This is a genomic window from Wolbachia endosymbiont (group B) of Episyrphus balteatus, from assembly GCF_947250575.1.
GTDB lineage: Bacteria > Pseudomonadota > Alphaproteobacteria > Rickettsiales > Anaplasmataceae > Wolbachia.
In genome coordinates this window covers 130,171-156,593 of record NZ_OX366325.1, presented here as the reverse complement: position 1 = coordinate 156,593, position 26,423 = coordinate 130,171, and the positions used below count along the sequence as shown (strand labels likewise).

General features: G+C 35.4%; 30 protein-coding genes and 1 pseudogene. 29 read left to right on the top strand and 2 right to left on the bottom strand.

The genetic code is table 11. The annotated features are described in order from the left end of the window. Positions 1 to 22: 22 nt before the first annotated feature. The 4 genes from OOL05_RS00805 to OOL05_RS00790 all read left to right on the top strand — a co-directional run bounded on the left by OOL05_RS00805 (position 23) and on the right by OOL05_RS00790 (position 4,698). Positions 23 to 832, top strand: a complete 810-nt coding sequence (locus tag OOL05_RS00805; RefSeq protein WP_264377112.1) for a helicase RepA family protein — start codon at positions 23 to 25, stop codon at positions 830 to 832. Between the two features lie 27 nt (positions 833 to 859). Then, positions 860 to 1,363, top strand: coding sequence for a hypothetical protein (locus OOL05_RS00800; RefSeq protein ID WP_230609029.1), 504 nt, complete (start codon positions 860 to 862; stop codon positions 1,361 to 1,363). Positions 1,364 to 1,525: 162 nt separating this feature from the next. Continuing rightward, positions 1,526 to 2,518 carry an AAA family ATPase gene (locus tag OOL05_RS00795; protein WP_264690046.1) on the top strand — a complete coding sequence of 331 codons (993 nt, stop codon included), beginning with the start codon at positions 1,526 to 1,528 and terminating at the stop codon, positions 2,516 to 2,518. 35 nt (positions 2,519 to 2,553) lie between these two features. After that, positions 2,554 to 4,698 (top strand): AAA family ATPase, encoded by a 2,145-nt coding sequence (locus OOL05_RS00790; RefSeq protein WP_264377114.1) that lies wholly within the window; start codon positions 2,554 to 2,556, stop codon positions 4,696 to 4,698. Between the two features lie 765 nt (positions 4,699 to 5,463). On the opposite strand, the gene OOL05_RS00785 is transcribed toward OOL05_RS00790, so the two are convergent. Both OOL05_RS00785 and OOL05_RS00780 read right to left on the bottom strand, forming a co-directional pair. After that, on the bottom strand, positions 5,464 to 6,579 hold the full coding sequence (locus tag OOL05_RS00785; protein WP_264376970.1) for a hypothetical protein: 1,116 nt from the start codon (positions 6,577 to 6,579) through the stop codon (positions 5,464 to 5,466). Beyond that, the gene (locus OOL05_RS00780; RefSeq protein WP_264376971.1) at positions 6,545 to 7,777 is read right to left on the bottom strand and encodes a hypothetical protein; all 1,233 of its coding nucleotides are present in this window, start codon (positions 7,775 to 7,777) and stop codon (positions 6,545 to 6,547) included. The genes OOL05_RS00785 and OOL05_RS00780 overlap by 35 nt, the downstream gene beginning before the upstream one ends. A 217-nt stretch (positions 7,778 to 7,994) precedes the next feature. On the opposite strand from OOL05_RS00780, the gene OOL05_RS00775 reads away from it, so the two are divergent. The 25 genes and pseudogenes from OOL05_RS00775 (at position 7,995) to OOL05_RS00655 (ending at position 26,392) form a co-directional block, all read left to right on the top strand. Further along, positions 7,995 to 8,450 (top strand): crossover junction endodeoxyribonuclease RuvC, encoded by a 456-nt coding sequence (locus tag OOL05_RS00775; RefSeq protein ID WP_264376972.1) that lies wholly within the window; start codon positions 7,995 to 7,997, stop codon positions 8,448 to 8,450. Between the two features lie 109 nt (positions 8,451 to 8,559). Further along, positions 8,560 to 9,771: a DNA modification methylase gene (locus OOL05_RS00770; RefSeq protein WP_264376973.1), complete on the top strand. Its 1,212-nt coding sequence runs from the start codon at positions 8,560 to 8,562 to the stop codon at positions 9,769 to 9,771. A gap of 28 nt (positions 9,772 to 9,799) precedes the next feature. After that, entirely contained in the window at positions 9,800 to 10,285 is a 486-nt protein-coding gene (locus tag OOL05_RS00765) for a hypothetical protein (RefSeq protein WP_264376974.1), read from the top strand. Between the two features lie 18 nt (positions 10,286 to 10,303). Beyond that, positions 10,304 to 11,782, top strand: coding sequence for an ankyrin repeat domain-containing protein (locus OOL05_RS00760; RefSeq protein WP_264376975.1), 1,479 nt, complete (start codon positions 10,304 to 10,306; stop codon positions 11,780 to 11,782). After that, positions 11,779 to 13,605 (top strand): phage terminase large subunit family protein, encoded by a 1,827-nt coding sequence (locus tag OOL05_RS00755; protein WP_264376976.1) that lies wholly within the window; start codon positions 11,779 to 11,781, stop codon positions 13,603 to 13,605. The genes OOL05_RS00760 and OOL05_RS00755 overlap by 4 nt, the downstream gene beginning before the upstream one ends. After that, positions 13,598 to 13,822 (top strand): gpW family protein, encoded by a 225-nt coding sequence (locus tag OOL05_RS00750; RefSeq protein ID WP_264376977.1) that lies wholly within the window; start codon positions 13,598 to 13,600, stop codon positions 13,820 to 13,822. Before OOL05_RS00755 ends, OOL05_RS00750 begins: the two co-directional genes overlap by 8 nt. Beyond that, the gene (locus OOL05_RS00745) at positions 13,819 to 14,013 is read left to right on the top strand and encodes a hypothetical protein (RefSeq protein ID WP_241654108.1); all 195 of its coding nucleotides are present in this window, start codon (positions 13,819 to 13,821) and stop codon (positions 14,011 to 14,013) included. The genes OOL05_RS00750 and OOL05_RS00745 overlap by 4 nt, the downstream gene beginning before the upstream one ends. After that, positions 13,997 to 14,524 (top strand): glycoside hydrolase family 25 protein, encoded by a 528-nt coding sequence (locus tag OOL05_RS00740; RefSeq protein WP_264376978.1) that lies wholly within the window; start codon positions 13,997 to 13,999, stop codon positions 14,522 to 14,524. The genes OOL05_RS00745 and OOL05_RS00740 overlap by 17 nt, the downstream gene beginning before the upstream one ends. Then, a pseudogene (locus OOL05_RS00735) lies at positions 14,518 to 15,933 on the top strand (phage portal protein). Before OOL05_RS00740 ends, OOL05_RS00735 begins: the two are co-directional and overlap by 7 nt. Further along, positions 15,933 to 16,958 (top strand): S49 family peptidase, encoded by a 1,026-nt coding sequence (locus OOL05_RS00730; protein WP_264376980.1) that lies wholly within the window; start codon positions 15,933 to 15,935, stop codon positions 16,956 to 16,958. Before OOL05_RS00735 ends, OOL05_RS00730 begins: the two are co-directional and overlap by 1 nt. Positions 16,959 to 17,035: 77 nt before the next feature. Continuing rightward, positions 17,036 to 17,404, top strand: coding sequence for a head decoration protein (locus tag OOL05_RS00725; protein ID WP_264376981.1), 369 nt, complete (start codon positions 17,036 to 17,038; stop codon positions 17,402 to 17,404). Between the two features lie 42 nt (positions 17,405 to 17,446). Then, the gene (locus tag OOL05_RS00720) at positions 17,447 to 18,451 is read left to right on the top strand and encodes a major capsid protein (RefSeq protein ID WP_264376982.1); all 1,005 of its coding nucleotides are present in this window, start codon (positions 17,447 to 17,449) and stop codon (positions 18,449 to 18,451) included. A gap of 85 nt (positions 18,452 to 18,536) precedes the next feature. Then, positions 18,537 to 18,842, top strand: coding sequence for a head-tail joining protein (locus OOL05_RS00715; protein WP_019236419.1), 306 nt, complete (start codon positions 18,537 to 18,539; stop codon positions 18,840 to 18,842). A 1-nt stretch (position 18,843) separates the two neighbouring features. Continuing rightward, positions 18,844 to 19,326, top strand: a complete 483-nt coding sequence (locus tag OOL05_RS00710; RefSeq protein ID WP_264730413.1) for a phage tail protein — start codon at positions 18,844 to 18,846, stop codon at positions 19,324 to 19,326. A 9-nt stretch (positions 19,327 to 19,335) separates the two neighbouring features. Next, positions 19,336 to 19,818, top strand: coding sequence for a hypothetical protein (locus OOL05_RS00705; RefSeq protein ID WP_019236417.1), 483 nt, complete (start codon positions 19,336 to 19,338; stop codon positions 19,816 to 19,818). After that, entirely contained in the window at positions 19,805 to 20,269 is a 465-nt protein-coding gene (locus OOL05_RS00700; protein ID WP_264376984.1) for a phage baseplate assembly protein V, read from the top strand. Before OOL05_RS00705 ends, OOL05_RS00700 begins: the two co-directional genes overlap by 14 nt. Beyond that, positions 20,266 to 20,520, top strand: coding sequence for a PAAR domain-containing protein (locus OOL05_RS00695; protein ID WP_264376985.1), 255 nt, complete (start codon positions 20,266 to 20,268; stop codon positions 20,518 to 20,520). Before OOL05_RS00700 ends, OOL05_RS00695 begins: the two co-directional genes overlap by 4 nt. Positions 20,521 to 20,522: 2 nt before the next feature. After that, entirely contained in the window at positions 20,523 to 20,858 is a 336-nt protein-coding gene (locus OOL05_RS00690; protein ID WP_264376986.1) for a GPW/gp25 family protein, read from the top strand. Between the two features lie 2 nt (positions 20,859 to 20,860). Further along, on the top strand, positions 20,861 to 21,661 hold the full coding sequence (locus OOL05_RS00685; RefSeq protein ID WP_264376987.1) for a baseplate assembly protein: 801 nt from the start codon (positions 20,861 to 20,863) through the stop codon (positions 21,659 to 21,661). After that, positions 21,661 to 22,821 (top strand): phage tail protein, encoded by a 1,161-nt coding sequence (locus tag OOL05_RS00680; protein ID WP_264376988.1) that lies wholly within the window; start codon positions 21,661 to 21,663, stop codon positions 22,819 to 22,821. Before OOL05_RS00685 ends, OOL05_RS00680 begins: the two co-directional genes overlap by 1 nt. Before the next feature lie 167 nt (positions 22,822 to 22,988). After that, complete coding sequence (locus OOL05_RS00675) at positions 22,989 to 23,699, top strand: ankyrin repeat domain-containing protein (RefSeq protein WP_264730408.1); 711 nt, start codon at positions 22,989 to 22,991, stop codon at positions 23,697 to 23,699. A gap of 38 nt (positions 23,700 to 23,737) precedes the next feature. Then, the gene (locus OOL05_RS00670; protein ID WP_264376990.1) at positions 23,738 to 24,202 is read left to right on the top strand and encodes an ankyrin repeat domain-containing protein; all 465 of its coding nucleotides are present in this window, start codon (positions 23,738 to 23,740) and stop codon (positions 24,200 to 24,202) included. A 4-nt stretch (positions 24,203 to 24,206) separates the two neighbouring features. Beyond that, the gene (locus tag OOL05_RS00665) at positions 24,207 to 24,638 is read left to right on the top strand and encodes a DUF2924 domain-containing protein (RefSeq protein WP_264376991.1); all 432 of its coding nucleotides are present in this window, start codon (positions 24,207 to 24,209) and stop codon (positions 24,636 to 24,638) included. A 9-nt stretch (positions 24,639 to 24,647) separates the two neighbouring features. Beyond that, positions 24,648 to 26,135 carry a recombinase family protein gene (locus tag OOL05_RS00660; protein WP_264730406.1) on the top strand — a complete coding sequence of 496 codons (1,488 nt, stop codon included), beginning with the start codon at positions 24,648 to 24,650 and terminating at the stop codon, positions 26,133 to 26,135. Positions 26,136 to 26,266: 131 nt separating this feature from the next. Further along, a complete protein-coding gene (locus tag OOL05_RS00655; RefSeq protein WP_010405125.1) occupies positions 26,267 to 26,392 on the top strand; it encodes a hypothetical protein in 126 nt (41 codons plus the stop codon). The last annotated feature ends 31 nt before the right edge of the window (positions 26,393 to 26,423 follow it).

Below are 26,423 nucleotides of genomic sequence, written 5' to 3'. Positions count from 1 at the left end.
TAAAAATTGGAGAATAATTATTATGGAACAAAGCTTTTTCAATATCGGTCAAAAAATTCCCTTTTTCAGCATAAAAGAGTATTTAAACGACAAAGCACCGATACCAGAAGATATAATCTCACCAAGGATTTTAACAAAAAGAGGTCTATTGGTACTAGGTGGCCCACCTAAAATTGGCAAAAGCGATTTTCTAATTTCATGGCTTGTCCACATGGCTGCTGGAGTTTCATTTTTGGGTATGACTCCAAGCAAACCTATGAAAATTTTCTATCTGCAAACTGAAATTGAATATGAATATATGAAAGAACGTTTGCAACAACTTCAACTGGATAACGAACTTTTGAATATAGCTGCCAATAACTTAATCATTACACCAAGAGTACAATTATCTTTCAGCAGTGAAGAAATAGATGAAATTAAAAATGTTATCAAAGAGCGTTTCAAACCTGATATTATTGCCGTCGATCCTCTTCGTAACATTTTTAACTCAAGTGAATATGGCAATGAAAACGACAATAGCGCTATGTTATTCTTCTTGCAAAAAACACTTGAAAGACTGAGAAATGTTATCAATCCAGATTCGGGCATAATACTCACTCACCATACAAAAAAACTATCCAAAAAAATGTTAGAAGAAGATCCATTTCAAGGCCTAAGTGGTGCTGGATCTTTACGTGGATTTTATAGCACTGGCATGGTGATGTTTGCTCATGATGAGGAAAGCACTGTCCGTCAAATAGTATTTGAGCTTCGTAATGGTGAACGTGTAGCAAATAAGCTTGTTGATAAGATAGATGGTCGTTGGAAGCTTGCAGACCAATGGAGTAACTGATTTTTACTTAATTTATAGGAGGACAATATGTTATCAGATTTTTTAACTGATTTTAATAACGCAAAACTGCAGAGCAATTTAATACCAAAAGGTACAATAGTCAAGGTAAAAATGGCAATAAAGCCTGGAGGTTATGAAAATTGGTTCACTAAAAGCTATGCTACCGGCAGCATCTATTTAAACGCTGAATTTACCGTCACTGAAGGTCAATATGCAAAACGTAAGATTTTTCAAGTAATTGGTATTAAAAGTGGCAAAGCAAGCGTTGAAGGAGAAGATACTTGGGGAGAATCTGGACGTTCTATGCTTAGAAGTATTTTAGAGTCAGCACGGAACATTCATGCAAATGACACTTCAGAAAAAGCAGTGATTGCTAGAAAAATCAACTCTATAGCTGATTTTAACGGGTTAGAGTTTACTGCAAAAGTTGGTATTGAAGCCGACAGTAGATACGGAGATAGAAACAGAATTGCTACAGTTGTTACTCCAGAACAAAACAATGGTATTGAATCTGACTGGTTGCCATTTTGAAGTACGACGAAGAGAAGCTCTGGATTGCTGTAATTGAGAGAGCTATCAAAGATGCAGCAGTAGAGCTAAAGAAAGAAGCAATTAAATGCAGAGTCTTTTGAAACTGTTTGTGAGCTAGCTAATCTCAGCTCTAAACGTATGAAAAGTATGTATGGGGGTTTTATGCAGAGAAAGGAAATAAAAGGATTATTGATTGATAATATTAAGGAGTGTGTACCTTACCTAATTCCAAACGGTAATTTTTATCGAGAGAGGACTTATGTTGGCAATTGTGATGGGGATACGATTACAGTTAAAATAGTGGGTAAAGAAGCTGGAAATTGGCGTAATTTTACTAAAGGAATCAGTGGTGATATTATTGATCTTTGGACTTTAGTTAAAGGTGATATAAATTCCGCTAAGAAGTGGTTAAATACTAAAGAAAACACAACAGAACATAAAATTACATCGTTTTCAGCAAGGCATTACTTGAATGATAAATCACCAATGCCAAAAGATATAATAGGCCCAAGAATTCTAACTCCAAGTGGTCTTTTAGTTATAGGTGGAACTCCAAAAATAGGAAAAAGTAATTTTCTACTTTCCATGTTAGTACATTTAGCTGCTGGAGTATCATTTCTTGGTATGAAGCCTGCAAGGCCACTTAAGATATTCTATCTACAGAATGAAATGGAATATAGAGAGCGCTTACAGAAGCTAAGAATCAGCAAGAAAATCCTTGATGAAGGAACAGAAAACTTAGTTATTACTAAAAAAGTACAGTTAACTTTGAATGTGGAAAAAATAAAAGAAATTATGTCGGAAAATCTCGATGTAAAAACAGTTGATCTTATAGTGATAGACTCTCTTTTTGATTATAGGAGTATGATCTCTTTTCTGCAAAATAGTATTGATGAACTACGCTCTATAACTAATCCTGCTGCTGGAGTAATAGTTACACATTACACCAAAAAAATGTCAACAACCACGTTAAAAAAGAATCCATTTCAAGCATTGAGTGGTGCTAATGTTTTAAGAAGTTTATATACATCTGGAATAATGATATTTAGGCCAGAAAGGAATACTCTGCAATTGATGTACGAACTTAAAAACGGCAAACCAATACCAACAAAATTCATAAATATGGTTAACGGACGCTGGATAGCTACAGCTTAACCAAATTTCTAAACTTTAAATATATTGGAGATTTTATGGATATCTATTGTGATTTTAATACTGCAGCTCCACGAAAAAATGCACCGTTAGTAGAAAAAGAACAACTTAAAGCTCAGCTTCTGTTAAATATCAGATCATGCCTTTCTTATCTATTGCCAAGAGGGATTTTTCGTGGTGATAAGTTTTATGTAGGCAATATACAAGGTGATAAAGGAAAGAGTCTAGTAGTAGAATTAAGTGGCAGTGAAGCTGGCCTATGGCATGATTTTGCAACAGGAGAAGGTGGTGACATTATCGACCTTTGGGCAGAAGTGCATAGAAAAAGTACTAGAACAGAGTTTACTGAAGTAATGGACTCTATAGCTGAATGGCTTGGTCATTTTAAAAAGATCAAAACTGACAAAACTGCAGGTAATCCAACTGCATATTGGGATTATTACGATGAAAAAGGCCAAGCTCTTGTTAGAGTATATCGTTATGATGATGATAGTGGAAAGAGATATCTTCCTTTTGATATCAAAAAATCCACCTTTAGTGTACCAGAGATAAGGCCACTATATAATATTCCAGGTATTTTAAAGTCCGATAAAGTTGTTCTGGTTGAGGGAGAAAAATGTGCAGAAGTGCTGATAGAGAAAGGAATAATTGCAACAACAGCAATGTCAGGAGCAAATGCACCTATTGAGAAGACAGATTGGACTCCACTTAAAGGTAAACACATTATTATATGGCCAGATAATGATGAACCAGGCAAACGATATGCTGAAAATGCTGCAAAAAAGCTGTTAGATCTTGGAGTTGCATCACTTGCTGTGCTTGAAATTCCTCAAGATAAGCCTGAGAAATGGGATGCCGCTGATTGTGTAAAGGAGGGTATAAGCATTGAAGAATTTTTAGCTTCAACTCCTTTACTTACTATTGATACCCCATCTACTGACATTCCAAATACTTCAAATATGAAAAGTTTAGAAAGATCTACAAAACAGCCGCTTAACATTTTAGACTGGAGTGTGAGTCGTTATTTAGGTTCAGTACCAATACAAAGGTTTCTTGTTGAAGGGTTATTTCCTTTAGGTGTTACCTCAATAGTAGCTGCTATGGGAGATACAGGTAAAGGTATGCTACTCCTTGACTTGGCACTTAAGGTTGCAAGTGATGCAGATCAGATATGTGGTTTTGGTTCCCTTGTTACAGAGCATGGATCAGTGGTGATTTTTTCAGCAGAAGATGATGCAGGTGAGATACACCGTCGTCTTGATCGTCTTGATCCTAGTAGCAAGAGAGCAGAATATCAAAATCGATTATTTATTATACCTATTCCAAATACGGGAGAGCCCTTTTCTATAGTGAAAAGCAACATGCGTGGTAAATGTCCTGAAACTTCAGATAAATTTGAAGACATCTGTAGACAATTAGATAAAGTAAAAGATCTAAAACTAATAGTATTTGATCCACTAGTATCATTTGTCCATGCTAATATAAACTCAGATCCAGAAATGGGATATTACGCAATGGGGTTACTTGCAAACTTAGCAAATGAAACAGGAGCAGCTGTAATTGTAGCACATCATATGAGAAAACCCAAGTGCAGTGAACCGATTACGACTGTGGAACAGGCAAGAGATGCGATAAGAGGTACAACTGCACTTGTTGATGGTGTGAGGTGTTCTTTTGCATTATGGCCTGCTTCAAAAGAGCATCAGAATACTGTGTTTAATACATTAAAGGTTAGTAAAGTTAATAATGCAGTATACCAAGGAGCTATAGTTAAGTCTAATGGAGCAACAGATAGGAATATAAGAACTTACTTACGCTCCTCAACTGGCTTGCTTGAGGATATATCTGAGGAATTTAAGCTTGGAAAATTATCTGATGAATACTTAAAAAAGATACTGATGCAAGCTATTGCAGTGTCAGCAGAAGAAGGTCATCCGTTTACTCATACAGGTGGACCAGGAGTGTTTCAACAACGGCATAGATTACCAGCTGCATTTCATGGTGTTAGTAGGCATAGACTTGAACGTTTAGCACAGGAACTATTAAACGAAAGAAAAATAGTAAAAGGTATGGCTACAAACTCAAAAGAGGATAAATGGCTTGATATCAAAACTGGTTCTTTTGCCAAAGGAGAAGGTAAGTTTAAGCTAGGTGCAGGAAGGTTTGAAATAGGTAACTTCTAAAAAATACTTAAAGCTCACTTATGAAAGTTTTGTGGGTTCATTTTGTCTCTCTGAAAGTAAGGTTTTAAGAACAAAAAATGAATTCCACACGACCAAATTTCCATGATTTCCGGAAAATTTATCAAGATTTGGAAATTAGAGTATATTCACACTTAAACTATTGAAATTCGTTGATTTTTAGCCATCTAATATAAGAAATATTACGTTTCCATTTCCAAAAAATTTAGCTAATTTGGTAATACTCAAACCCGCTACAGTGGCTGATTTCCACTTTCCGAGAATCTTATATATTATATATATATAAATAATAATAAATGATATAATAATAAACTAATATAAAATACAATAACTATAGTAATGGTTCATAGTAACTTTTGAGCAAAAAGAAAGAAGTTTGGAAAAGTAGTCACTAATAGAAATACAACACAGAGACAAAAATACGAAAAACCTACTATTGCATTTTGAACAACTTGAAAAAAAAGATGAAGGACCTAAAAGTGAAAGACAAAACAATTTATAATAGCGTTTTAAAAAGACTCTATGACCCAAGGGTACAATTATACCACCTTGACCTAAAGAACGCTTATAACAGCCCTTAAAAGCCGATTAATACCATGTCCTAACTTAGAAGTAAAGACCCTATGCCAATTTTATCACGTTTTACTTTAGTTGTAAAGAAATTTTTTTAATGTATGAGACAGATTTGTATAGTCGATATTTTACGTAACTTATGGCGCTTAATTGGTTATTTAGTATCTCTAAAACTTAACGAGTTGCTTTTATAACCAAAGTAAAAGGGTTAATACGGTAACCATAATCTTTACGCGATGATCCAGGCCAACCAACTGTTTGAATCACATCATTACGTTCGATGTTTAGTCCTAACTTTTTGGCTAATGTAGTTTTTATTGTTCTTTGAATTGTGTTTATTGGTTTTCTAATGTAATGTTCTGGATCTGCTTCTGGATCAAGATTTAGGCGCTTTTCTATTTCAGTGATGCTAAGCAACATGTGTTTTTCAGGGGGTAATTCTTTTTTACAATCATTCAAAAATTGTTCAAATAATATGCGAAAAACTTTCATACATGTTACAGCTTTCTTATTTAGAATCTCTATATTATTTACATAAAGTGAGCCCTCTATCAATTGCAACTTTAGTAATTCCTTCTCTTTAGGAGGTTCAATTAGATTAAGTGAAGTATGCAAAATTTGCATTGAAGTATTTGGTATGAACTCTAGTACTCCTCTTTGTGCTGCTTCTTGGAATACTTCAATTAAAGTCTTATGCTGAAAGAAAAGGTCAACCATTTTTACTATGGGCAAATCAAGAGGTATGTTTGATGGATTTTTTCTCAGTATTACTAATACGGTTGGATTGACTCTTAGCCTATCTATGGTTAAGAATGTTGGATTGGTGCAAAAATCAAGAACAATGAGATTTACAAATTGACCTTGGTCACCAACATGATAAACTCCTCTTTCCACCTTTTGCCACATGAAATGCGTATTACTTAGCTGACCTTCAAACCAATGCATGATTTTCTCTGGGTTTAAATATACAGATAAGCGATGAAATCTTTGCTTCTTGTAGGTATTAGGTAAAATATCACGGTTGCAGTTTTCACAAATTATATTATCGCATGCTTCGTTAAAGTCCTCATCAATGAAAATCTCATTGTTACAGTATGGATCAACTATATTTGGCCAATCTAATTTATCTTGTCTACGAGAGCAGATAATATAAGACCTCTCCTGCATCTTAATTAATTCAAGATCTGACAAATACCTTGCTGCTTTGATGTAATTTTGATTTGAGTTAACCCAAGAGCTGCCAGAATTAAGAAGATCAGAGATTTGCTCTTGGCAAGATTGTAAGACCATAAAATTGTTTTATGTATGCTTTAAAATCCTCTCTTTCCCTTTTATTCAGAGGATGTTCAGAGTAGTAAATTGCTATATACTCATCACTTCGCTTGAAAAATAAGCCTATCTTTTTGCCTTGAAATATTACTTTAATCGACTCTATAAGTGGCACTATGTTTCCTACAAATGGCTTTAAAACATGCAATTCCGGTGCAATAGGATCATATGGAGCAACAGTCAAAGTGATATTAGTATAGCTGTAATTGAAACGATTTGACTGAAACTTTAACTCAAAAACACGAATATTTGAATCAGATTCATTAATACAAGTTTCTATAAATTTATGCACCTGTTCCGCGAAATTTTTATCCTGCACATCTACAAAAATACATTCGCAGCCAAAGTAACAACTTGCAATGCTATTTGCTATTTCTATAGCTTGATCAATATTTCTAGCACCAAGATCTACCTGAGTGCCATTTAGTAGAAAATCCAAAATCATCCACTCTGCCTTATGGCCATGAATGACTTTGTTTGAATTTAACAACAAATCTATATCGCTAGCTTTGCGTATTAACACATATAAACGATTCTGATGATAGAAGAAACCTTGTAGTTGATTCTCGAAACTGTCATTTCTCTTAATGTTATCTTCTTTCAGTATTTGTTGTATGATTTCCTCTGAGATAAAGTCCTTAAATGGAGTACTTGGTCGTCTTGGTATTTTTTGTAAGGCAAAAGACATGAAACTCTTTCTTTGTATTTTTTCAAAGTGATAGACAGACTTTAAAAGATTGTAATCTGCATGAAACAGTAGAAACAGCAAAGACTTCTTATCATATTTATTATTATTTTTTACAAGGTAGGATTTCATGAGTTCCGTAGTTAATGCAGATCTTGCAATTTCACTGACAGTGACTTCTAGTTTTGCACGGTCAAAACAGGTAATCAAGTAGTAAGTAACGAGAGAATCGGAATAATTAGCAATCACTTTACGTTTGTATTGTACAGATGTATTATCGTAACTTTCATCATCAAAGAGTTGAGCATTTAATTTATCTTTAAAGGAGTTTTGAAAAATAATATTTAATTGCTTACCAGAAAGTGAATCTATCCAAGACTGACGTATTTTTGTATTGTGAAAACGATCAAGCAAATGGTTAACAGGGACTTCTAAATCATCTTCCCAAAATTTACGATTTGGATAAATGTTCATAAGAAACTAACCACACCATGATAACATAATAGACTATTTAAATAGTTAAGATAGAAATCTGAAAGTCTTGACCAATAATTATGCAATAGCTGTTTACTGATTTTTAACCAAGTTTTTTCTAAAAAGTTTGCTTAAGAAGAAGATTTTTTGGACAAAAATTTTTCAAATCCTGAATATATATTATATAGCACTCTAGCGAAACAAATTCTGAATATAAATGTCAATCCTAACACTGGACCTTGGCAAACAAACGGGCTGGGCAATTCTAACAGATGGAATAATTGAAAGTGGAAGCAAAGGCTTTCATGGTAGTCGTTTCAGTGGAGGTGGCATGTGCTTCTTGAATTTTCGTAATTGGCTTAATTCTTTGAAAGACATTTCTGCAGTGTATTTTGAGGAAGTAAGAAGACACTTAGGAACTGATGCAGCGCATTGCTACGGCGGTTTTCTTGCCGTTCTATCTGCTTGGTGTGAAGAGAACAATATTCCCTACCAAGGTGTTAATGTTAAAACTATAAAACGCTTTATCACAGACAAAGGCAATGCAAGTAAGAGTGAAGTTATTGAAGCGATACGTGAAAAAAGTTTTTCACCTCGAGATGATAATGAGGCTGATGCTTTGGCATTAATGTTCTATGTTAGTAAAGATTTTAACATATTAAAAATACCATAAAAAGTGGGTCCTTTCGGCCATACTGGCTGGTTTGGTGGGTTCGACCTCAGGCCTTCTTTAGCGTCAGACATATTTTAAATATTAACTTTTTAATTAGTATAGCAATTATATGAATTTAGTAATCCACTATTATCCTGTTGAAAACCTCGTCGAATATAAGCGTAATCCTCGTAAAAATGATGACGTAGTAAATAGAATGTGTGCTTCTATTCGGGAATTTGGCTTTCGTATACCAATAGTTGCAAAAAGCGATGGAACTGTGGTTGATGGTCATTTAAGACTTAAAGCAGCAAGAAAACTTGGTATGGAAAGTATACCAGTGGTTTTAAGTGATAATTTAAATGAACCACAAACCAAAGCTTTTCGATTACTGGCCAATCAATCAGCTAACTGGGCAAAGTGGGATGATGATCTTTTAAAGGTAGAAATTCAAGAGTTAGAAGATTTGCAGTTTGATCTTAAAATGACTGGATTTGAATTAGAAAAAGTTCAACATTTCCTTGATGATTTAGATAGTGAAAAAGAAGATTTTTCTGACTTGGTTGGTGATGAAAAAAGGGTAGAAATAACAAAACCAGGGGATTTATGGATTTTAGGTGATCATCGAATCTATTGTGGTGATAGCTCTGTAGTTGAATCATATAAAGCGCTGTTAGATGATAAAATGGCAGACATTACTGTTTGTGATCCTCCATATAACGTTGATTATGGTGGTAGCCAAGATAAAAAAATATTAAACGATAATCAAGGTGAAAAGTATGAGCTTTTTCTCTATGACATCTGTTCCCATATTTTAGCATATACGAAGGGAGCAATTTACATCTGCATATCATCATCAGAGTTTTCAACGTTACAAAAAGTATTTGAGGAAGCAGGAGGAAAATGGTCAACATTTATCATTTGGGCAAAGAATCATTTTACACTAGGCAGATCTGATTATCAGAGACAATATGAAGCAATGCTCTATGGATGGAAAAGCGGTAATAAACGTGAGTGGCATGGAGGAAGAAATCAAAGTGATCTGTGGTTTTATGATAAGCCAATACATAATACACTACATCCAACAATGAAGCCAGTAGAGCTAATGGAGAAAGCAATAGTTAATAGCAGCAGACCTGGGGATACTGTACTTGATCCATTTAGTGGTTCTGGAAGTACACTGATTGCATGTGAGAGAACAGGAAGAATTTGCAGGACAATAGAGCTAGATTCAAAATTTGTAGATGTAACCATAAAACGTTGGCAAATATATACCGGAAGAGATGCCTTTTTAGCCAGTACTGGTAAAACTTTTGCAGAAATTCAAGAAGAAAATTCGTAAAAAGGAGCAAAAAGAGAGGAGGAAAAGAGTGGAAAAAATCACGCAGACGGAATGGGCAAGAGAGATAGGAGTATCAAAGCAATATGTCTGTTATTTAGTAAAAAAAGGAATAGTTAAGTTGGAGGATAGTTTGATCAATAGAGAACAAGCAAATGAAGCGGTAGCAGCAATAAGAGATCCAAGTCAGCCACTTAGGAGGAAAAATCCAGAAAACGAAAATACAAGTAATCTTTCTACAATGTTGCTAAAAACGCGAATAAAAAATGAGATGGAACGTGGTAAACTGCTTGAGGCGAAAGCTAAGGCTGAGATAGGAGAACTTGTAGCAGTAGAAGAAGTAAAAAGTGAGGCATTTAACGTAGCAAGAGTTGTCCGTAATAATTTGCTTAATATTCCAAATAGAGTTTCAGCGCTGCTTGCATCACTGAGTGACACTGAAAAAATTCACGAGACGCTAACTGAAGAGATTACAAACTCACTTGAAGAATTATCTAACGCTAAATTTAAAATATAAAAAGATTTTGAATACAAAATGGCTGATAACTTAAGTTTAGAGTTAATAAAGTGTTTAATCAATCAACCTGGATTAGATGTTAATGTCAGAGGGTTAAACGGAAAAACTCCACTGCATTGCGCTATAGAGTTTGATGAATTAAGCATGGTGGATCTGCTACTTACGAAGAAGAACATTAATCCTTTTGTAGAAGATAATGACGGCAAAACATCTCTTGATTACGCTAAAGAAGGAAAAAAAGCAGAAATATTAAAAGCGCTAATTAATAATAAATACGGGTCAGAACAAGATAGCTTACTTCATTTAGCTGCAATGGTGGGTGAGGTAAATGCTGTAAGGTACCTAATAAATAGAGGCATCGATGTTAATTCGCGTAATGCAATATTTCATACACCATTACATTTGGCAGCTGGTATTGGACATGTAGAAGTTGTAAAGATTTTAGTCAGAGAAGGAAATGCTGAAATCGAGGTTTTTGATGCACGAAATCAGACACCGATGCACTATGCAGTTAACAACAAAAAATTAGAGATAGTAAAGTTATTACTGGAGCTAGGAGCAGATGTAAATAGCGCACGTGTAGGACAAAATTCAATGAAATTATCACCTATTCATATAGCTGTAAGTAATACTAATTACGATGAAAGAGATTTGTGTCTCGATATTCTCAAATGCTTAATAAAGGAACCTAATGCTCAAGTAAATTTGCAAGACTACGAAAATAGAACACCACTACATTACGCTGAAAGACTTAAAACAATAGAGGTCTTACTAACGCGAGAAGATATAGATCCATTGGTAAAAGACGATAACGGTAAGACACCATTTGACTACGCTAAACCTGAGATAAAAAAGGCTTTGATGAGTAATAAATACGGTTCTGAAAAGAATAGTCTACTACATTTAGCTGCACAAAGAGGAGAAATTGAGCTTGTAGAGTCTATTTTAAAAGAAGAAATTGATATTGATATTTCAAACAATAAAGGTCTATCACCGATTTACCTTGCTGCAGAAAAAGGACATTTACATGTAGTAAAATTACTACTGAAAAAAGGAGCAAACTATACACCTGTTCTGCACTCAGCAATCAAGTCAAATAATTTAGAATTGCTAAAAACTTTATTTAAAGAAAAGAGTATCAAATTACCAGATGAGATAGGCAAGTCTGTACCAGTTTATTATAGATGTATAGAATATAGAGATGCAAAAGTAAGAAAATACAATAATGTGATCTGTATTTTTACCTCAGTAAGTGCAGTAGCAATATCGGTATATATAGGGTTAACAGCAACAACAATAAGTAGTGCAATCATTTTTGCAACAATAACAGGGATATTTGCGCTTATTATAGCACTAATCATAAGTGAGATGAGCAAAAGATATATAGAAAACGAATTTCAGAAAAAGATGTTTATGGAACTGGAGGAGTGTGGAGGAATAAACTCTACTGTTAACAATATTGAGATAGAACCAATTATGAGTAGATGCAGACAATGATATACGCCACATCTTTTTCTGAAGGTTTAAAACCAGATCCAGAGCTTAAAGTATCAGAGTGGGCAGATGAGTATCGAGTTTTAGCCCCAACTGCAGCATCAGAGCCAGGTAAATGGAGAACAGAAAGAACTCCTTATTTAAAAGAAATAATGGATTCACTATCACCATCTTCACCTGCAGAAAAAGTAGTATTCATGAAAGGAGCGCAGATTGGGGGAACAGAAGCTGGTAACAATTGGATAGGCTATATTATCGATCAAACACCAGGACCAATGCTAGTAGTACAGCCAACAGTTGAAATGGGAAAGCGTTGGTCAAAAGGAAGATTTGCGCCACTGATTGAAAGTACACCATGTTTAAAAAGTAAAGTAAAAGACCCAAGGTCAAGAGATTCGGGCAATACTGTACAGAGTAAGGAATTTCCAGGTGGAATAGTAGTAATAACAGGTGCAAATAGCAGTGTAGGACTCCGATCTATGCCAGTAAAATACCTCTTTCTTGATGAAATAGATGCATATCCAGGAGACTCAGGAGGAGAAGGAGATCCAGTTTTACTTAGCATAGCTCGTACCAATACTTTTGCACGGCGAAAGATTTTTTTAGTATCAACGCCAACGATTCATGGAATAAGCAGAATTGAGAAAGAATTTGAAGCAACAGATAAGAGATATTTTTTTGTACCATGTCCGCATTGTAATTATTACCAAATATTAAAATGGTCACAAATAAAATGGGAAGATAAAAATCCAAATACAGCACACTATATATGTATAGAATGTGGTAAAAAGATAGAAAATCATCAAAAGACAGAGATGCTTGAGCGTGGAGAATGGAGGCCTACTGATAGAGTAAAAGGTGAGAAAAAAGGATTTCATCTTTCAAGTCTTTATAGTCCAGTTGGCTGGTATAGTTGGCAACAAGCAGTAGAAGATTTTCTCCATGCAAAAGAAAGTGAACAATTACTAAAAGTTTGGATAAATACCACGCTAGGAGAAACTTGGGTAGATAAAGGAGAAGTACCAGATTGGAAGCAATTATTTAATAGGAGAGAATTTTTTCCCGTAGGCACAGTACCTAGGAGAGAAGTGGTGCTTACTGCAGGAGTAGATGTCCAAAAAGATCGTTTAGAAGTAGAAGTTGTAGCATGGGGAAAAAGCCGCGAAAGTTGGTCAATAGAATACCGAGTATTTGAAGGTGATACTGGAAGAGGAGAAGTATGGGGAAAACTCTCTGAGCTCTTAAATCATCATTTTATCGGTGAAAATGGTCTTGAATACATGATAAGTATGATGGCGGTTGATGCTGGGTATGCGACACAAGAAGTATACAACTGGGTAAGAGGTCATCAAGGCTCTGGAAGAGTGATGGCAGTGAAAGGTGTAAATAAAGCGCTAGTACCACTTAGCAGCCCAAGTAGAGTAGATATAACAGTTGGTGGGCAAAAGCTGAAAAGAGGAATAAAGCTCTGGCCAGTGGGAGTATCGATATTAAAATCAGAGCTTTTTCAGCTACTTAATATTTTAAAAGAAGGTGAAGAAGCTCCAGCAGGATACTGTCATTTTCCTGAGTATGCACCTGAATATTTTAAGCAGCTAACGGCAGAGCAATTAGTCAGCAAGGTAGTAAAAGGATACACCAAACAAGAGTGGCAGAAGGTAAGAGAAAGAAATGAAGTACTAGATTGCCGAATTTATGCGAGAGCAGCATCTATTGCACTTGGAATTGATCGTTGGCCAGAGAGTAAATGGAATAGTTTGAGTGGAAAAATAGAAAGTAAAAAACCTAAAAAAGTAAGACAGAGTAAGTGGTTGAAAAATGTATAACGAAGAGTATTTAATTCAAGTTGAACAAGCAATAAAGAAGCTGCAAAATGGAGAGCGAGTAGTATCAATTGCATATGGTGATCATGTTGTGAGATATGCTGAAGTTCAGATAAATGACCTGCTAAGCTTAAGACAACGTATTAAAGCTGAGCTAAAGATTGCTGGAGTGGAGCCAAAGAGGAAAATTGTTTTTGCTACTAATAAGGGAATTATATGAGAGAATATCAAAATTTTCTGAAACAATTAAAGTATGTAATAGTCAATAGTGGTGTATTAGAAAAAGAAGGTAAATGTAAGAAAATAGCTGATTTATCAAATAAAGTATATGCGAATGCAGTAGTAGACCTATCACATTGGAATGCAGATGTAAATTTTAAGCTAGTCAAAGAAGATGGAATATTGGGATAAGGCAACTCAAGGATTAAAATTTGTAGATCTAAAGTACGCAGAGAGAAGAAAAGTTGCTGAAGAAGAAGGACTTCTGTATGGTGCATACCATTTTGGAGTAGGAGAAAACGGAAAAGACCAAGCTGAGCATTTTTTAGAGACAGTAGGAGATAGTTCTAAAGTTCTACTTGCTCTAGATATAGAAGAAAACAAAAATGGAGAAAACATAACACCAAAACAGGCGGAAGATTTTGTAACTAGAGTTCAAGAAAGAACTAATCGCTTACCATTGATTTGCGGAGGAGCTTATTTTCTAAAAGATTTTGCTACACCAATTTTAACTAAGTGTCCACTGTGGAAAATAAGATGGTCTAAACTACCAAAAGGATGGAATAAGTGGGTTTTGTGGCAATACACTAATGGTCAAATGGGACCTAAACCGCATTCAGTAAGAGGAATAGGACCATGTGATAGAAGTAAATTTAATGGAACAATAGAAGAATTAAAGAATTTTTGGTTATCAGGATGTTAAAGACCTTAAAACAACTATTTAGTAAGCCAAAAATCAAAAGTTCTGCATGGGATGCGTCAGGCTCAGGAAGAAGAGTGATGTATTGGCAAGGAGAAACAGGAAGCATAAATAATTTACTTTCTCAGAGCCTTGGGCACTTACGTAGCCGCTCTCGGGATATGGTAAGAAAAAATCCATATGCAGCCAATATCATTGATACAATAGTAAGTAACTCTATTGGAACAGGAATAAAACCGCAATCAAAAGCAAGAGATGGAGAATTTCGAAAGAAAGTGCAAGAATTATAGCTAAAATGGACAGATGAAGCAGATAGCTGTGGAATAAGTGATTTTTATGGATTACAAGCTCTAGTATGCAGAAGTATGATAGAGGGAGGAGAATGTTTTGTACGTTTAAGAACGAGAAAGCTGGAAGATAGATTTTCTGTACCACTACAACTGCAAGTACTTGAGTCTGAACATTTAGATAATAAAACAAATCAAACTTTAGGAAATGGTAATGTAATAAGAAACGGGATTGAGTTCAATAGACTTGGGCAAAGAGAGGCATATTACTTATTTGGAGAACATCCAGGAGAAGGCTCATTTGGAGAATCAGTGAGAGTACCAGCAAATGATGTTTTACATATTTATAGACCTTTAAGACCTGGGCAAATCAGAGGGGAGCCTTGGCTTTCTAATATACTGTTAAAGCTCTATGAACTTGATCAATACGATGATGCAGAATTAGTGAGAAAAAAGACAGCAGCAATGTTTGCAGGGTTTATTACAAGACTTGATCCTGAGGCAAATATTTTAGGAGAAGGCGAAGCGAATGAGCAAGGAGTAGCATTATCTGGCCTAGAACCTGGAACAATGCAGCTTTTAGACCCAGGAGAAGATATAAAATTTTCAGAGCCGTCTGATGTTGGAGGAAGTTATGAAGCATTCATGAGACAGCAGCTAAGGGCAATAGCAATAGGCACAGGGATAACATATGAGCAACTAACAGGAGATTTAACGGGCGTTAATTATTCATCAATCAGAGCTGGATTAATAGAGTTTCGTCGTCGATGTGCTATGCTGCAACACAACATTATAGTATTTCAATTTTGCAGACCAGTATGGAGTAGATGGCTAGAATTAGCAGTGCTTTGTGGAGAACTGAGTATAGATGAAAAAGTAGTAAAAGCAGCGAAAGAAGAAGTAAAATGGATACCGCAGGGATTTGATTGGGTGGATCCGCTAAAAGATCAGCAAGCACAGCAAATGGCAGTAAGGAATGGCTTCAAAAGTCGAGCAGAGGTAGTATCAGAAATGGGTTACGATGTAGAAGAAATAGACCAAGAAATAGCAGAAGATCAAAAGCGTGCTAATTCTTTTGGACTTTGTTTCGATTCTGACGTTAACCATAAAAGGGAAGGAAGGTGATGTGGATAAATAAGCCAATAATGGTAGAGAGAAGAAGCTTTGAACTACTATCATTATATAACAGCAAACAACCTATCTTTAAGAACTTAAAGCATTTTCATATAAACCCAAAAGGAATAGCAATAATACGTATTTATGGAGTTTTGACAAAAAAAACAGAAGCTTTTGATCATATTTTAGATATGACTTCGTATGAAAATATTCATGAAGAGATAGAGAGTGCTTTAGAAGATAAAAGCATAGAGACGATTCTACTTGACATAGACAGTCCAGGAGGGGAAGTAAACGGTGTCTTTGACCTAGCTGATTTTATCTATAGTGCAAGAGGAAAAAAGAGGATAATAGCAATAGCAAATGATGATGCATATTCTGCTGCATATGCTATAGCTTCTAGCGCTGAAAAGATTTTTCTCACCCGCACTTCAGGAGTTGGGAGTATAGGAGTAATAGCAAGTCATATAGATCAAAGTAGGTTTGATGAAAAGCAAGGTATTAAGTACACCACAATCTTTGCTGGTAGTCGAAAGAATGATTTAAACCCACATGAGCCAATGACGTCTGAAAGTCTGGGAAGCTTACAAAAAGAAGTAGACCGACTATATGAAATGTTTTTGCAGCTAATAGCAAGGAACAGAGGTCTTTCAATTGAAAAGATTCGATCAACAGAAGCAGGTCTATATTTTGGCGAGAAAGCAGTAGAAATAGGTCTTGCAGATGGAGTTACAACATTTTTTGAATTTATCAATAATCATAGGAGTGTTAGCATGACAACTAATGAGTTAACTGAGGAAGGCTACGAGAACTGTAGTAGAGAAATTTTAGAGATAATAAGATTATGTAATATATCAAAGATGCCAGAAAAGATAGGAGAATTTATTGAGCAGGGCGTAAGTGTTGAGCAAGCACGGGAAGTTTTAATGGAACTGCTAGCAGAGCGAACGAAGAAGACAGAAATACTGAGTGCAATACCACAGAATTCAGGAGAAGATTTAATGATACAGGTAGCAAGAAGTCGTAGGAGTTAAAGTATTTTTATAACCGCCGCGTACAATAACTACAAACATGGCGGTAAAACTAAAGGAAAAAAAGGAGAAAAGAAAATATGACATGTATAACCGAACAAAATAATCTAGGTGACTTATTAAAGTATGAGGCATCAAGTCTATATTCAAGAGATCAAATAACAGTAGCAAAAGGGCAGAACCTAAAGCTTGGTACAGTAGTGGCTCTTGATAAAGATAGCATGGTTAAGATAATAAATCCAACTGCCACAGATGGTACACAAACAGCAATAGGTGCAATAGTAAGTGATGTAAATGCGACAGAAAATGCTAAAGCAGTAATTATTACTCGTGTTGCAATGCTAGCTGATTGTGCGGTTGTGTGGCCAGCAAATATCACTGAAGAGCAGAAAAATGCAGCAATAAAGCAACTTGAAGGACGAGGGATCATTATCCGTAAAGCGGTGTAAAGCTATATTAAACAATAAAAAACACAAAGGGGAAAATAAAAGATGCAAAATCCATTTACAAATACAGCATTTAGTATGACGGCACTAACAAATGCGATGAATATATTGCCGATAAATTATGGACGAGTTGAAAATTTAAATTTGTTTCCAAGTAGGTCAGTAAGATTTAGACATATTACGATAGAAGAACACAACGGAGTGTTAAGTTTACTACCAACGCAAGTACCCGGAGCACCAGCAACAGTAGGAAAAAGAGGAAAAAGAAAGATAAGAACATTTACGATTCCGCACATTCCGCATGATGATGTAGTGCTGCCAGAAGAAGTACAAGGAATAAGGGCATTTGGATCAGAGAGTGAACTGAAAGCGCTTGCAGATGTAATAACTGATCATTTGCAGCTAATGAGAAACAAACATGCAATAACATTAGAGCATTTGCGAATGGGAGCGCTAAAAGGAATAATTTTAGATGCTGATGGGTCAGAATTATTAAATCTGTACAACGAATTTGAAATCACACCAAAAGTAGTAAATTTTGCACTAGGAACTGCAACAACTGATGTAAAGCGTAAGTGTATGGAAGTACTCCGGCATATAGAAGATAATCTAAGTGGTGAATATATGACCGGAATTCATGCCTTGGTAAGCCCTGAGTTTTTTGATGCACTAACTTCGCATAGTAAAGTGAAAGAAGCATACGAGAGATGGCAAGAAGGAGCAGCGCTAAGGAATGATATGAGATCAGGATTTACGTTTTGTGGAATCACGTTTGAGGAATATAGAGGGCAAGCAACTGATCCTGAAGGAACCGTAAGAAGGTTTATAGAAAGAGATACAGGACACTGTTTTCCAGTAGGAACAGCGAGCACATTTACAACATATTTTGCACCAGCAGATTTTAATGAAACAGTAAATACACTAGGACAGCCACTATATGCAAAACAAGAGCCAAGAAGATTTGATAGAGGGACTGATTTGCATACACAGTCGAACCCTCTACCAATGTGCCACCGCCCGGCAGTTTTGGTCAAGGTCGTTGCAACATAAAAGTACTGATAGAGCAACAAAAAGGCAGTTAGTATTCTATCAGCATATAGCGTACTGATGAAAACTTAATGAATAAAATAGAAGAATGCAAGGGAATATTAAGAGATTATTTAAAGATTGTTTTGCCCATTTAGGAGAAGTGGCTTTGTATAAATCAAAGGATAAGTCATATATGGTACAGGTATTAAAGCAACAGCCAGATAAATTATACGAGATTGGTGAAGGACAATTTGTGGGAGAGATGCTTTTTCTTGAGGTAAGCATTTTTGATATACTGAGGCCAATTGTAGGAGATATTTTTGTTATAGGTGATTGCAAATACAAAATACATACACTACCACTTAGAGATAAATCTGGAATGGTCTGGCGAATCGAAGCGTCTGGGGTGTAAAATGTCTGTGCATATAGAAGTTGAGGTAATAGAAAGTGTAAATGCTAAAAGAAAAAAAATAGAATTAGCAATAGTGAGAGCATTAAACAAAACGGCACTATGGTTAAAAGCGCAAGCAGCTAAGGAAATCAGTGAGGAAAAGAAAAGTTTGATAAGAAAGAGATTAAGAATTTTTAAGGCAAAAACTAGCAGATTAGACGTGTTAATTAGATCAAATCTCTATGACATTAGAGCATCGACAATTGGCAAGATACAAAAAACAAGAAGAGGATCGAAAGTAGGAAAGCATGAGTTTATAGGAGGATTTGCAGCAGTTATGCCAAAAGGAAATAGCGGTATGTTTAAACGTGAAGGAAGAGCAGCATTGCCAATAAAGGAAGTTAAATTGTCACTCGAACCTGAGGCTTCAAGGATAATAGGGAATCTTGTTAATTATGAAGTTGAAAAGGTATTTGAAAAATATTTTATACATTACATGAGTTAAATTATATGCATGACAAAGTTCTGGAAAGATTTACATCAAGCAATTTGCAGCACACTGAAGGAAGAAATACCGGCTATACAGACATGTGAAATTTATCCAGCAATAAGGAAAGAACTGTTAGCACCAGCGGTTTTTGTGGAACTTAGCAGTCTTGAAAAAGGACATGATCCAGGAACAGAAGAATTAGCGTTGAAAGCAAGATTTGAAGCACGAATTGTGATTGATAGCACAATAGAAAATGCATCTATTATGGTCAGAACATTAGCTGCTGAGGTTGCGAGAGTAGTAAATAAAAATACTTGGAACGTGAAAAATGTTTCACCAGGAGAATTTATATCAGGAGGAGGAGATGACTTTAGACCAGAGCTCGATGCATATTTAGTGTGGATGGTTGAATGGGTGCATACAATACACGTAGGGCGATCTATTTGGAAAGAAGGAAAATTTATGCCACACAAAATAGAAATCGGTGAAATAAATGTTAGAAAATAATTTTGCAATTTCGGAACTACAGAGGAAACTGGCCAACATTGTTCGTATAGGAGTTGTAAAAGAAATAGATTATGAAAAAGCAAAAGTAAGAGTTAAAATAGGAGATATTGTAACAGATTATCTGCCATGGATAACAAGTAAAGCAGGAAAAGATAGAGATTGGTCTCCGCCAGATATTGATGGACAGGTTATGGTATTTTCTCCTCTTGGTGAACTATCATTAGGAGTGGTGTTAGCAGGAATATATCAGGAAAAATACCATGCACCAGAGAATAAAAAAGAAATAAATAGTATAAAATTTCAAGATGGAACAAAGTTGTCATACGATAAAGATAAACATCATTTAGAGATTGAAGTAGTAGATAAAATAACACTGAAAGCTGGAGAATCGAGCATAGAAATGACAAAAAGTGGAATAAAACTGAAAGCAGAAAGGATCGACTTAAATTGAACAAAGGAATAGTGAGTTTAGGAGACTACTGTGGAGAAGCTATACCACATTTCTGCATTAGCGGAAGTAATAATGTTTTTGTAAATGGTAAGCCAATGTGCAGACAAGGAGACAGTTTTAGTGAAGGAAGAGCATTAACTGAAGGATCAAAAACAGTGTTTTCAAATGGTCTTGGTATAGGAAGAGTAGGAGATATAGTTTCATGTGGGTTTAAAGTAATAAAAGGCAGTGAAAGCGTCTTTGCAAAATAGAAATGAAGGGTATGGATGCTAAAACAGGAAAGACGTTAGAAGGAATAGAGCACTTAAAGCAGTCGATAATTGATATACTGACCACTCCTATTAACAGTAGAATAATGAGGAGAGATTATGGCTCAAGATTATTTGAATTAGTGGATAAGCCAATAAATAGAGATTTAACTTTGGAAATCTATTCAGCAGTAGCAGAAGCTCTACAAAGGTGGGAGGAAAGATTTAAGCTAGAAAAAGTAAAAATGACAGAGGTGAAAGAAGGAAAAGTAACGCTTGACCTAGAAGGATTATACTTACCAAGCGGGAAAAACATTCATTTTGATGAAATTGTAGTTTAAAAATGCAGCAGCCAAATATTATCGAACCACTGAACTTTGAAGAGATTTTTGCTCGGATGAAGGAAGAGTTAGTGAAGCGTGATGCAAGCTTTACAGGATTGGTGGAAAGTGATCCAGCAATGAAGATATTAGAAGTAGCAGCGTGGCGAGAACTTTTACTCAGACAAAGGATAAATGAATCAGTAAAGAGCAATTTACTAAAATTTGCGACAGGAGAAGATCTTGATAATTTGGCTGAGTTTTATGGAGTAGAGAGACAAAAAGAGGAAAATGATGAACGATTTAGAAAGAGGGTAAAAGCAAAAATAAAGGGGTGGTCAACAGGAGGAAGTAAGGAATATTACAAATATCATGCACTGTCAGCAGATAGTAGAGTAAAAGATGCACTAGTGGAATCACCTATACCAGGGAAAGTACAAATTTCAATCTTATCAACACAATTATCCACAACTGGCATAGCTTCAGAAGAGCTACTTGAAATTGTAAAAAAGCAGGTTACTAGAGATGATATAAGGGTTTTAACAGATACAGTAACAGTAATTGGTTGCAATATTACGGAAATAGATATTCACAGCAGAATGAGCATAAGTCCTGTAATATCGAAGGAGGAAATCAAGAAGCAGTTCATCAAGAAGTTTGAAGCAAGTAGAAGGCTGGGATGGAATGTTACAAGATCATGGATAATAGCGAATTTATTTGTAGATGGTGTAGAAAATGTGGAATTAATCGAGCCAAAAGAGGATGTTGTGGTTCTGGGAAATGAATGTGCAAATTTGAGAAATTTAAAGATTGAGTTGAATTAATGTTATTGCCACCAAATGCAACAAAACAGGAAAAAGCGCTAGTAGATGCAACGGATTATAAAGTTGATCCAAGTTGCATCAGAGGGTTTAAGTTTAGTCTTAAAGAAGAAACATTGCCGTGGTTGATTGAGGAATATGAATTGGGGGAAATTCTACGCTGGGTAAAAGATAAAAGAAGGGCGATAGTAGAAGGAGTAAAATTTCAGCGTTTAAGAGGAACCCCAGAATCACTCAAAATAGCACTAAAGTGGGCAAATATAGAAGATATTACAATCATTGAGGAGCCACCTGGAAAACATTTTTTTGAACTGCAGATAGGGATAAGGGATGTTCCAAATAACTTTTTTGTGGATGCAGTAGTAGAACTTGCAAAACTATCGTTACCAGCAAGATCGCGGCTAATGAGGATTTTCAATGATCACTATAACGTTGATAGGTTTATTTTAGATGAAAGTTTATTTGGAAGTTTGTTATCAGACTACTCTGGTATAAAAGTTGAAAAAAATGGGCCAGTGTTATCGTTTGGAAGAATAAATTTTTTCAGTTCTAGAGGTCCGTTAGTAGAGATTGTAGACAACTATTTAAGAGAGCATTATGAACAAGCATTTAGTAATGACATATATCGGTTGAATGTAGCAGTGCTTGGGGAAACAGAGCCTCACACAAAGGATTACAAAGGCATTTATGAAAGAAGTCATCAGTGGTATAACTTAAAAGCCCTGTATCCTCTAACTCAAAGCTTATTACCATCGATTAAATTTGCAAAAGCGCAGATTGTACTGTCAGATAGCTGGAAATTAGGAGAAATAAATAGCTGTTTTCCGGTTGGTAGAATAGAAGAAGAAGGAAATAAATTTGTATTGGGAAACGATAAACTTTCAGGGCAACGTTGGAATTTAAAACACAAGCCAATTTTAGAAAGGTTTAGCGTTACTCACCACTACAAAATAGAAAACTATACAGATCAGAAGATTACAAAATATGGTTTGGCAGAACACAACGTTTACTATAAAAATGATTTGGATTCAGAGCAAAAAGACTCAATACACGAATTAGAAAATTACATTTTAGTATTTTACCCAGGAGTACTGAAGTGGCACGAACATAGACATTTGCACAGAAGTTGGAAAAATAGTCAAGTAATATGTCTAATAAGTTAAGTACTTATATTTAGATCCTCATATATTATATTAATAATAGGTAAAAGTGTATGAAATAAAAAGAAAAGGACTTGCTTTCTCATGCCAAAAAGGACATGACTTGAATAGCAGCAGGTAAACATAAGAAATTTATCTGGCGCTGGAAAAGCTAATTTTGTGAGGTAAGTATGAAGTTTAGCAAGAGTAAGTTTTTTAAAGAAGTATCAAATAACGGGTTTAAAAACATTAATAAAAAAAATGAAGAAGGAGAGACGATCTTGCACCAAGCAGTAGAAATCTCCGATTACAAAACAGTGAGATTATTAATAAAAAAAGGGGCAGAGGTTAATGCAAGAGATAAAAATGGTTATACACCTCTGCACTGTGCAGTATTCGCAAAAAGTTTAGAAAATGTAAAAGTGCTGCTAAGGTCGGGAGCAGAAGTAAATGCCACTCAATATGTCAGTGGATGTACGCCACTCCACTCTGCGTGCAAGATGGGGGGAGCAGGAGTTGAAATAATAAAAGAGCTAGTAAAAGCAGGAGCTGAGGTTAATCAACTGAATAAATATGGTGCAACACCAATGTATTACATCTGGGAAAGTGAAAAGCATTGTCTATGTGATAGCAAAGAGAGTGAAAAGGCGAGCAAATTTATGAGAGAAAAAGGTGGAGTAACAAAAAGTAGAGAACTGACGTGCTATGGAATAGAGAGGCTAGTGGGAGAAATAGCAGACATGTTAAATGGGAGTTATTTGCCAGAGTTAAAAATAATAGAGATAGAAGAAATAAGGAAGAGAGACAAATCACTGATAAAGGAAGAATGTAAAAATTTAGCAAGCAAAATAATGAGCCAAGTGAACGAAATGATAGATGAGGTAGCGAAAAGGAAGGTTTAAAAGAGGGATTTAAATTTAAAGAAAAGGCGAGGTGGATTATGTTAAAGCTTGGCAAATTTAATAAATCAGCAAAAGAATTATTAGAGAACTCATATAAAAATATTTATGAAAGAGACAGAACAGCTCTGCATTATGCAATAGACGCAAAAACAGTGAGGTTATTAGTTGAAAAAGGAGTGAATGTAAATGCAGCAGACGTAGGAGGATATACAGCACTGCACCTAGCAGTAACGGAGAAACGTCTAGAAATCGTGAGAGAATTGATAAAATCAGGAGCAGAAGTAAATGCTGAGGAATATGGAAATAAATGCATACCTCTACACCTTGCGTGCATGGTAGGAGAAAAAGAAATAGTGGAGGAGCTAGTAAAAGCAGGGGCTGAAATAGAGCAAGCAGATAAATTTGGAATGACAGCGATGGATTATGCTAAAAATAGCAAAAAGATAACCGAGGTATTAAAGAAAGAAACAGACAGAATTGAAAAGCTATTTATGAAGGGCTAAAAATATGGAGAAAGAAATAGAAAAGAAAGTAATGAATTTAGAGAGAAAACCTTTGGGTGAGCTGAGAAAAACGTGGAAGAAGGTATTTGGGGAAGAGGCGCCTAGATACTCAAAGAAATATCTGATACCAAGATTAGCTTATAGAATGCAGGAAAAATCGTATGGAGAAATGTCAAGAAAGGGGACAAAAAGACTAGAGTATCTGGCAGATCGGCTAGAGAAAGGAAAAAGAATAAGTAGCGATAAATTACCAGTAGAAGGGACAGAATTAATACTAGAGAGAGAGGAAGAGACGCATGCGGTAATGGTAACAGATAAGGGTTTAATCTACAGAGAAGAATTTTATACGTCATTATCAGCAGTAGCCGGAAAAATAATGGGAATGAGCTACAACGGACCTTTATTATTCGGGATGCGTGACAAAAGTGGAAATTGAGGAGAGAGAATGCTAAAAGAGGTAAGGTGTGCGATATATACGAGAAAATCAAATGAGGATGGACTAGAGCAGAAGTTTAACAGTCTTGATGCGCAGCGAGTAGCATGTGAAAAATATATAAAGATCAAAGAAGGCTGGGTAGCATTGGCAAAAAGGTACGATGATGGAGGCTATTCAGGGAAAAATTTAGAAAGACCAGCGATAAAGGAATTATTTGAAGATGTTAAAGGAGGAGAGATAGACTGTGTAGTAGTATATACGCTCGATAGGCTCTCAAGAGAAACAAAAGATAGCATCGAAGTAACATCATTTTTTAGAAGGCACCGAGTAAATTTTGTAGCAGTAACGCAGATATTTGATAATAATACGCCAATGGGAAAGTTCGTACAAACGGTGTTATCAGGAGCAGCACAACTAGAAAGAGAAATGATAGTGGAAAGAGTAAAAAATAAAATAGCAACATCAAAAGAACAAGGATTATGGATGGGGGGAACTTTGCCGCTTGGGTATGATGTGAAAGATAAAGAGTTAATAATAAATGAGAAAGAAGCAAAGTTGGTAAAACATATATTTGAGAGGTACATGGAGCTGAAGTCAATGGCAGAGTTGGCAAGGGAGCTAAATAGTCAAGGTTACAGAACGAAAGCAGATATCTTTAAAAAAGCGACGGTGAGAAGAATAATAACAAATCCAATATATATGGGAAAAATACGGCATTATGAGAAAGAGTATGAAGGAAAACATGAAGCAATAATAAAAGAGGAAAAATGGCAAAAAGCGCAGGAATTGATAAGTAATCAGCCATATAGAAAAGCAAAATATGAGGAAGCGCTGCTTAGGGGAATAATTAAGTGTAAGAGCTGTAGTGTAAATATGACACTGACATACTCAAAAAAAGAAAATAAAAGGTACCGATATTATGTATGCAACAATCACTTAAGGGGAAAGAATTGTGAATCAGTAAATCGAACAATAGTAGCAGGAGAAGTAGAAAAAGAAGTGATGAGAAAAGCTGAGCAGATATATGAAAATTGGAGAGAAAAGACCGAAGAAAAATGGGAAAATTTAAATTTTGGAAAGCAGAAAGAAGTAGTGAAAAAGTTAATAAAAGGAGTAATGATAAAAGAAGATGGAATAGAGGTGAGTTTAGAGGATAAGGTGGAATTTATACCAATAAAAAAGAAAGGAAAGAAATGCACAGTAACTGAGCCAGAAGGCAAAACAAACAATGCACTACTGAAAGCAGTGGTAAGAGCCCATCTGTGGAAACGGCAACTAGAAGAGGGAAAATACGAAAGTGTGAAGGAGCTGAGTGCCAAAATTAATATAGGTACAAGACGTATACAGCAAATTTTAAGGTTAAATTATTTAGCTCCGAAGATTAAGGAAGACATAGTAAATGGGAGACAGCCAAGGGGTTTGAAGTTAGTTGATTTGAGAGAAATACCGATGCTGTGGAGTGAACAATTAGAGAAGTTTTACGGCTCAGCGTCGTAACGTTTATAAAAACAACATGAAAAAACATCGAAAAAAGTATGTGCCAGAAAATTAAAAAAGGTTATTGCAAAAGGAGCTACTACAAAGGGCCACACAAAAAGATGTTGAAATCGATATAGAAGAGCAAATAAATGTTACAAAATCAATTATGTAAAAATATCAATACAAGTGATGAAGATTTTAGCATATTAGGTGCAACAATGGTAGAAAATGATCCAATTTTAGCTGCATATTTTAATAGTAGACCTGGAGTGTAAAAGGCAGCTCAGCCAATTGTATGTCCCATAT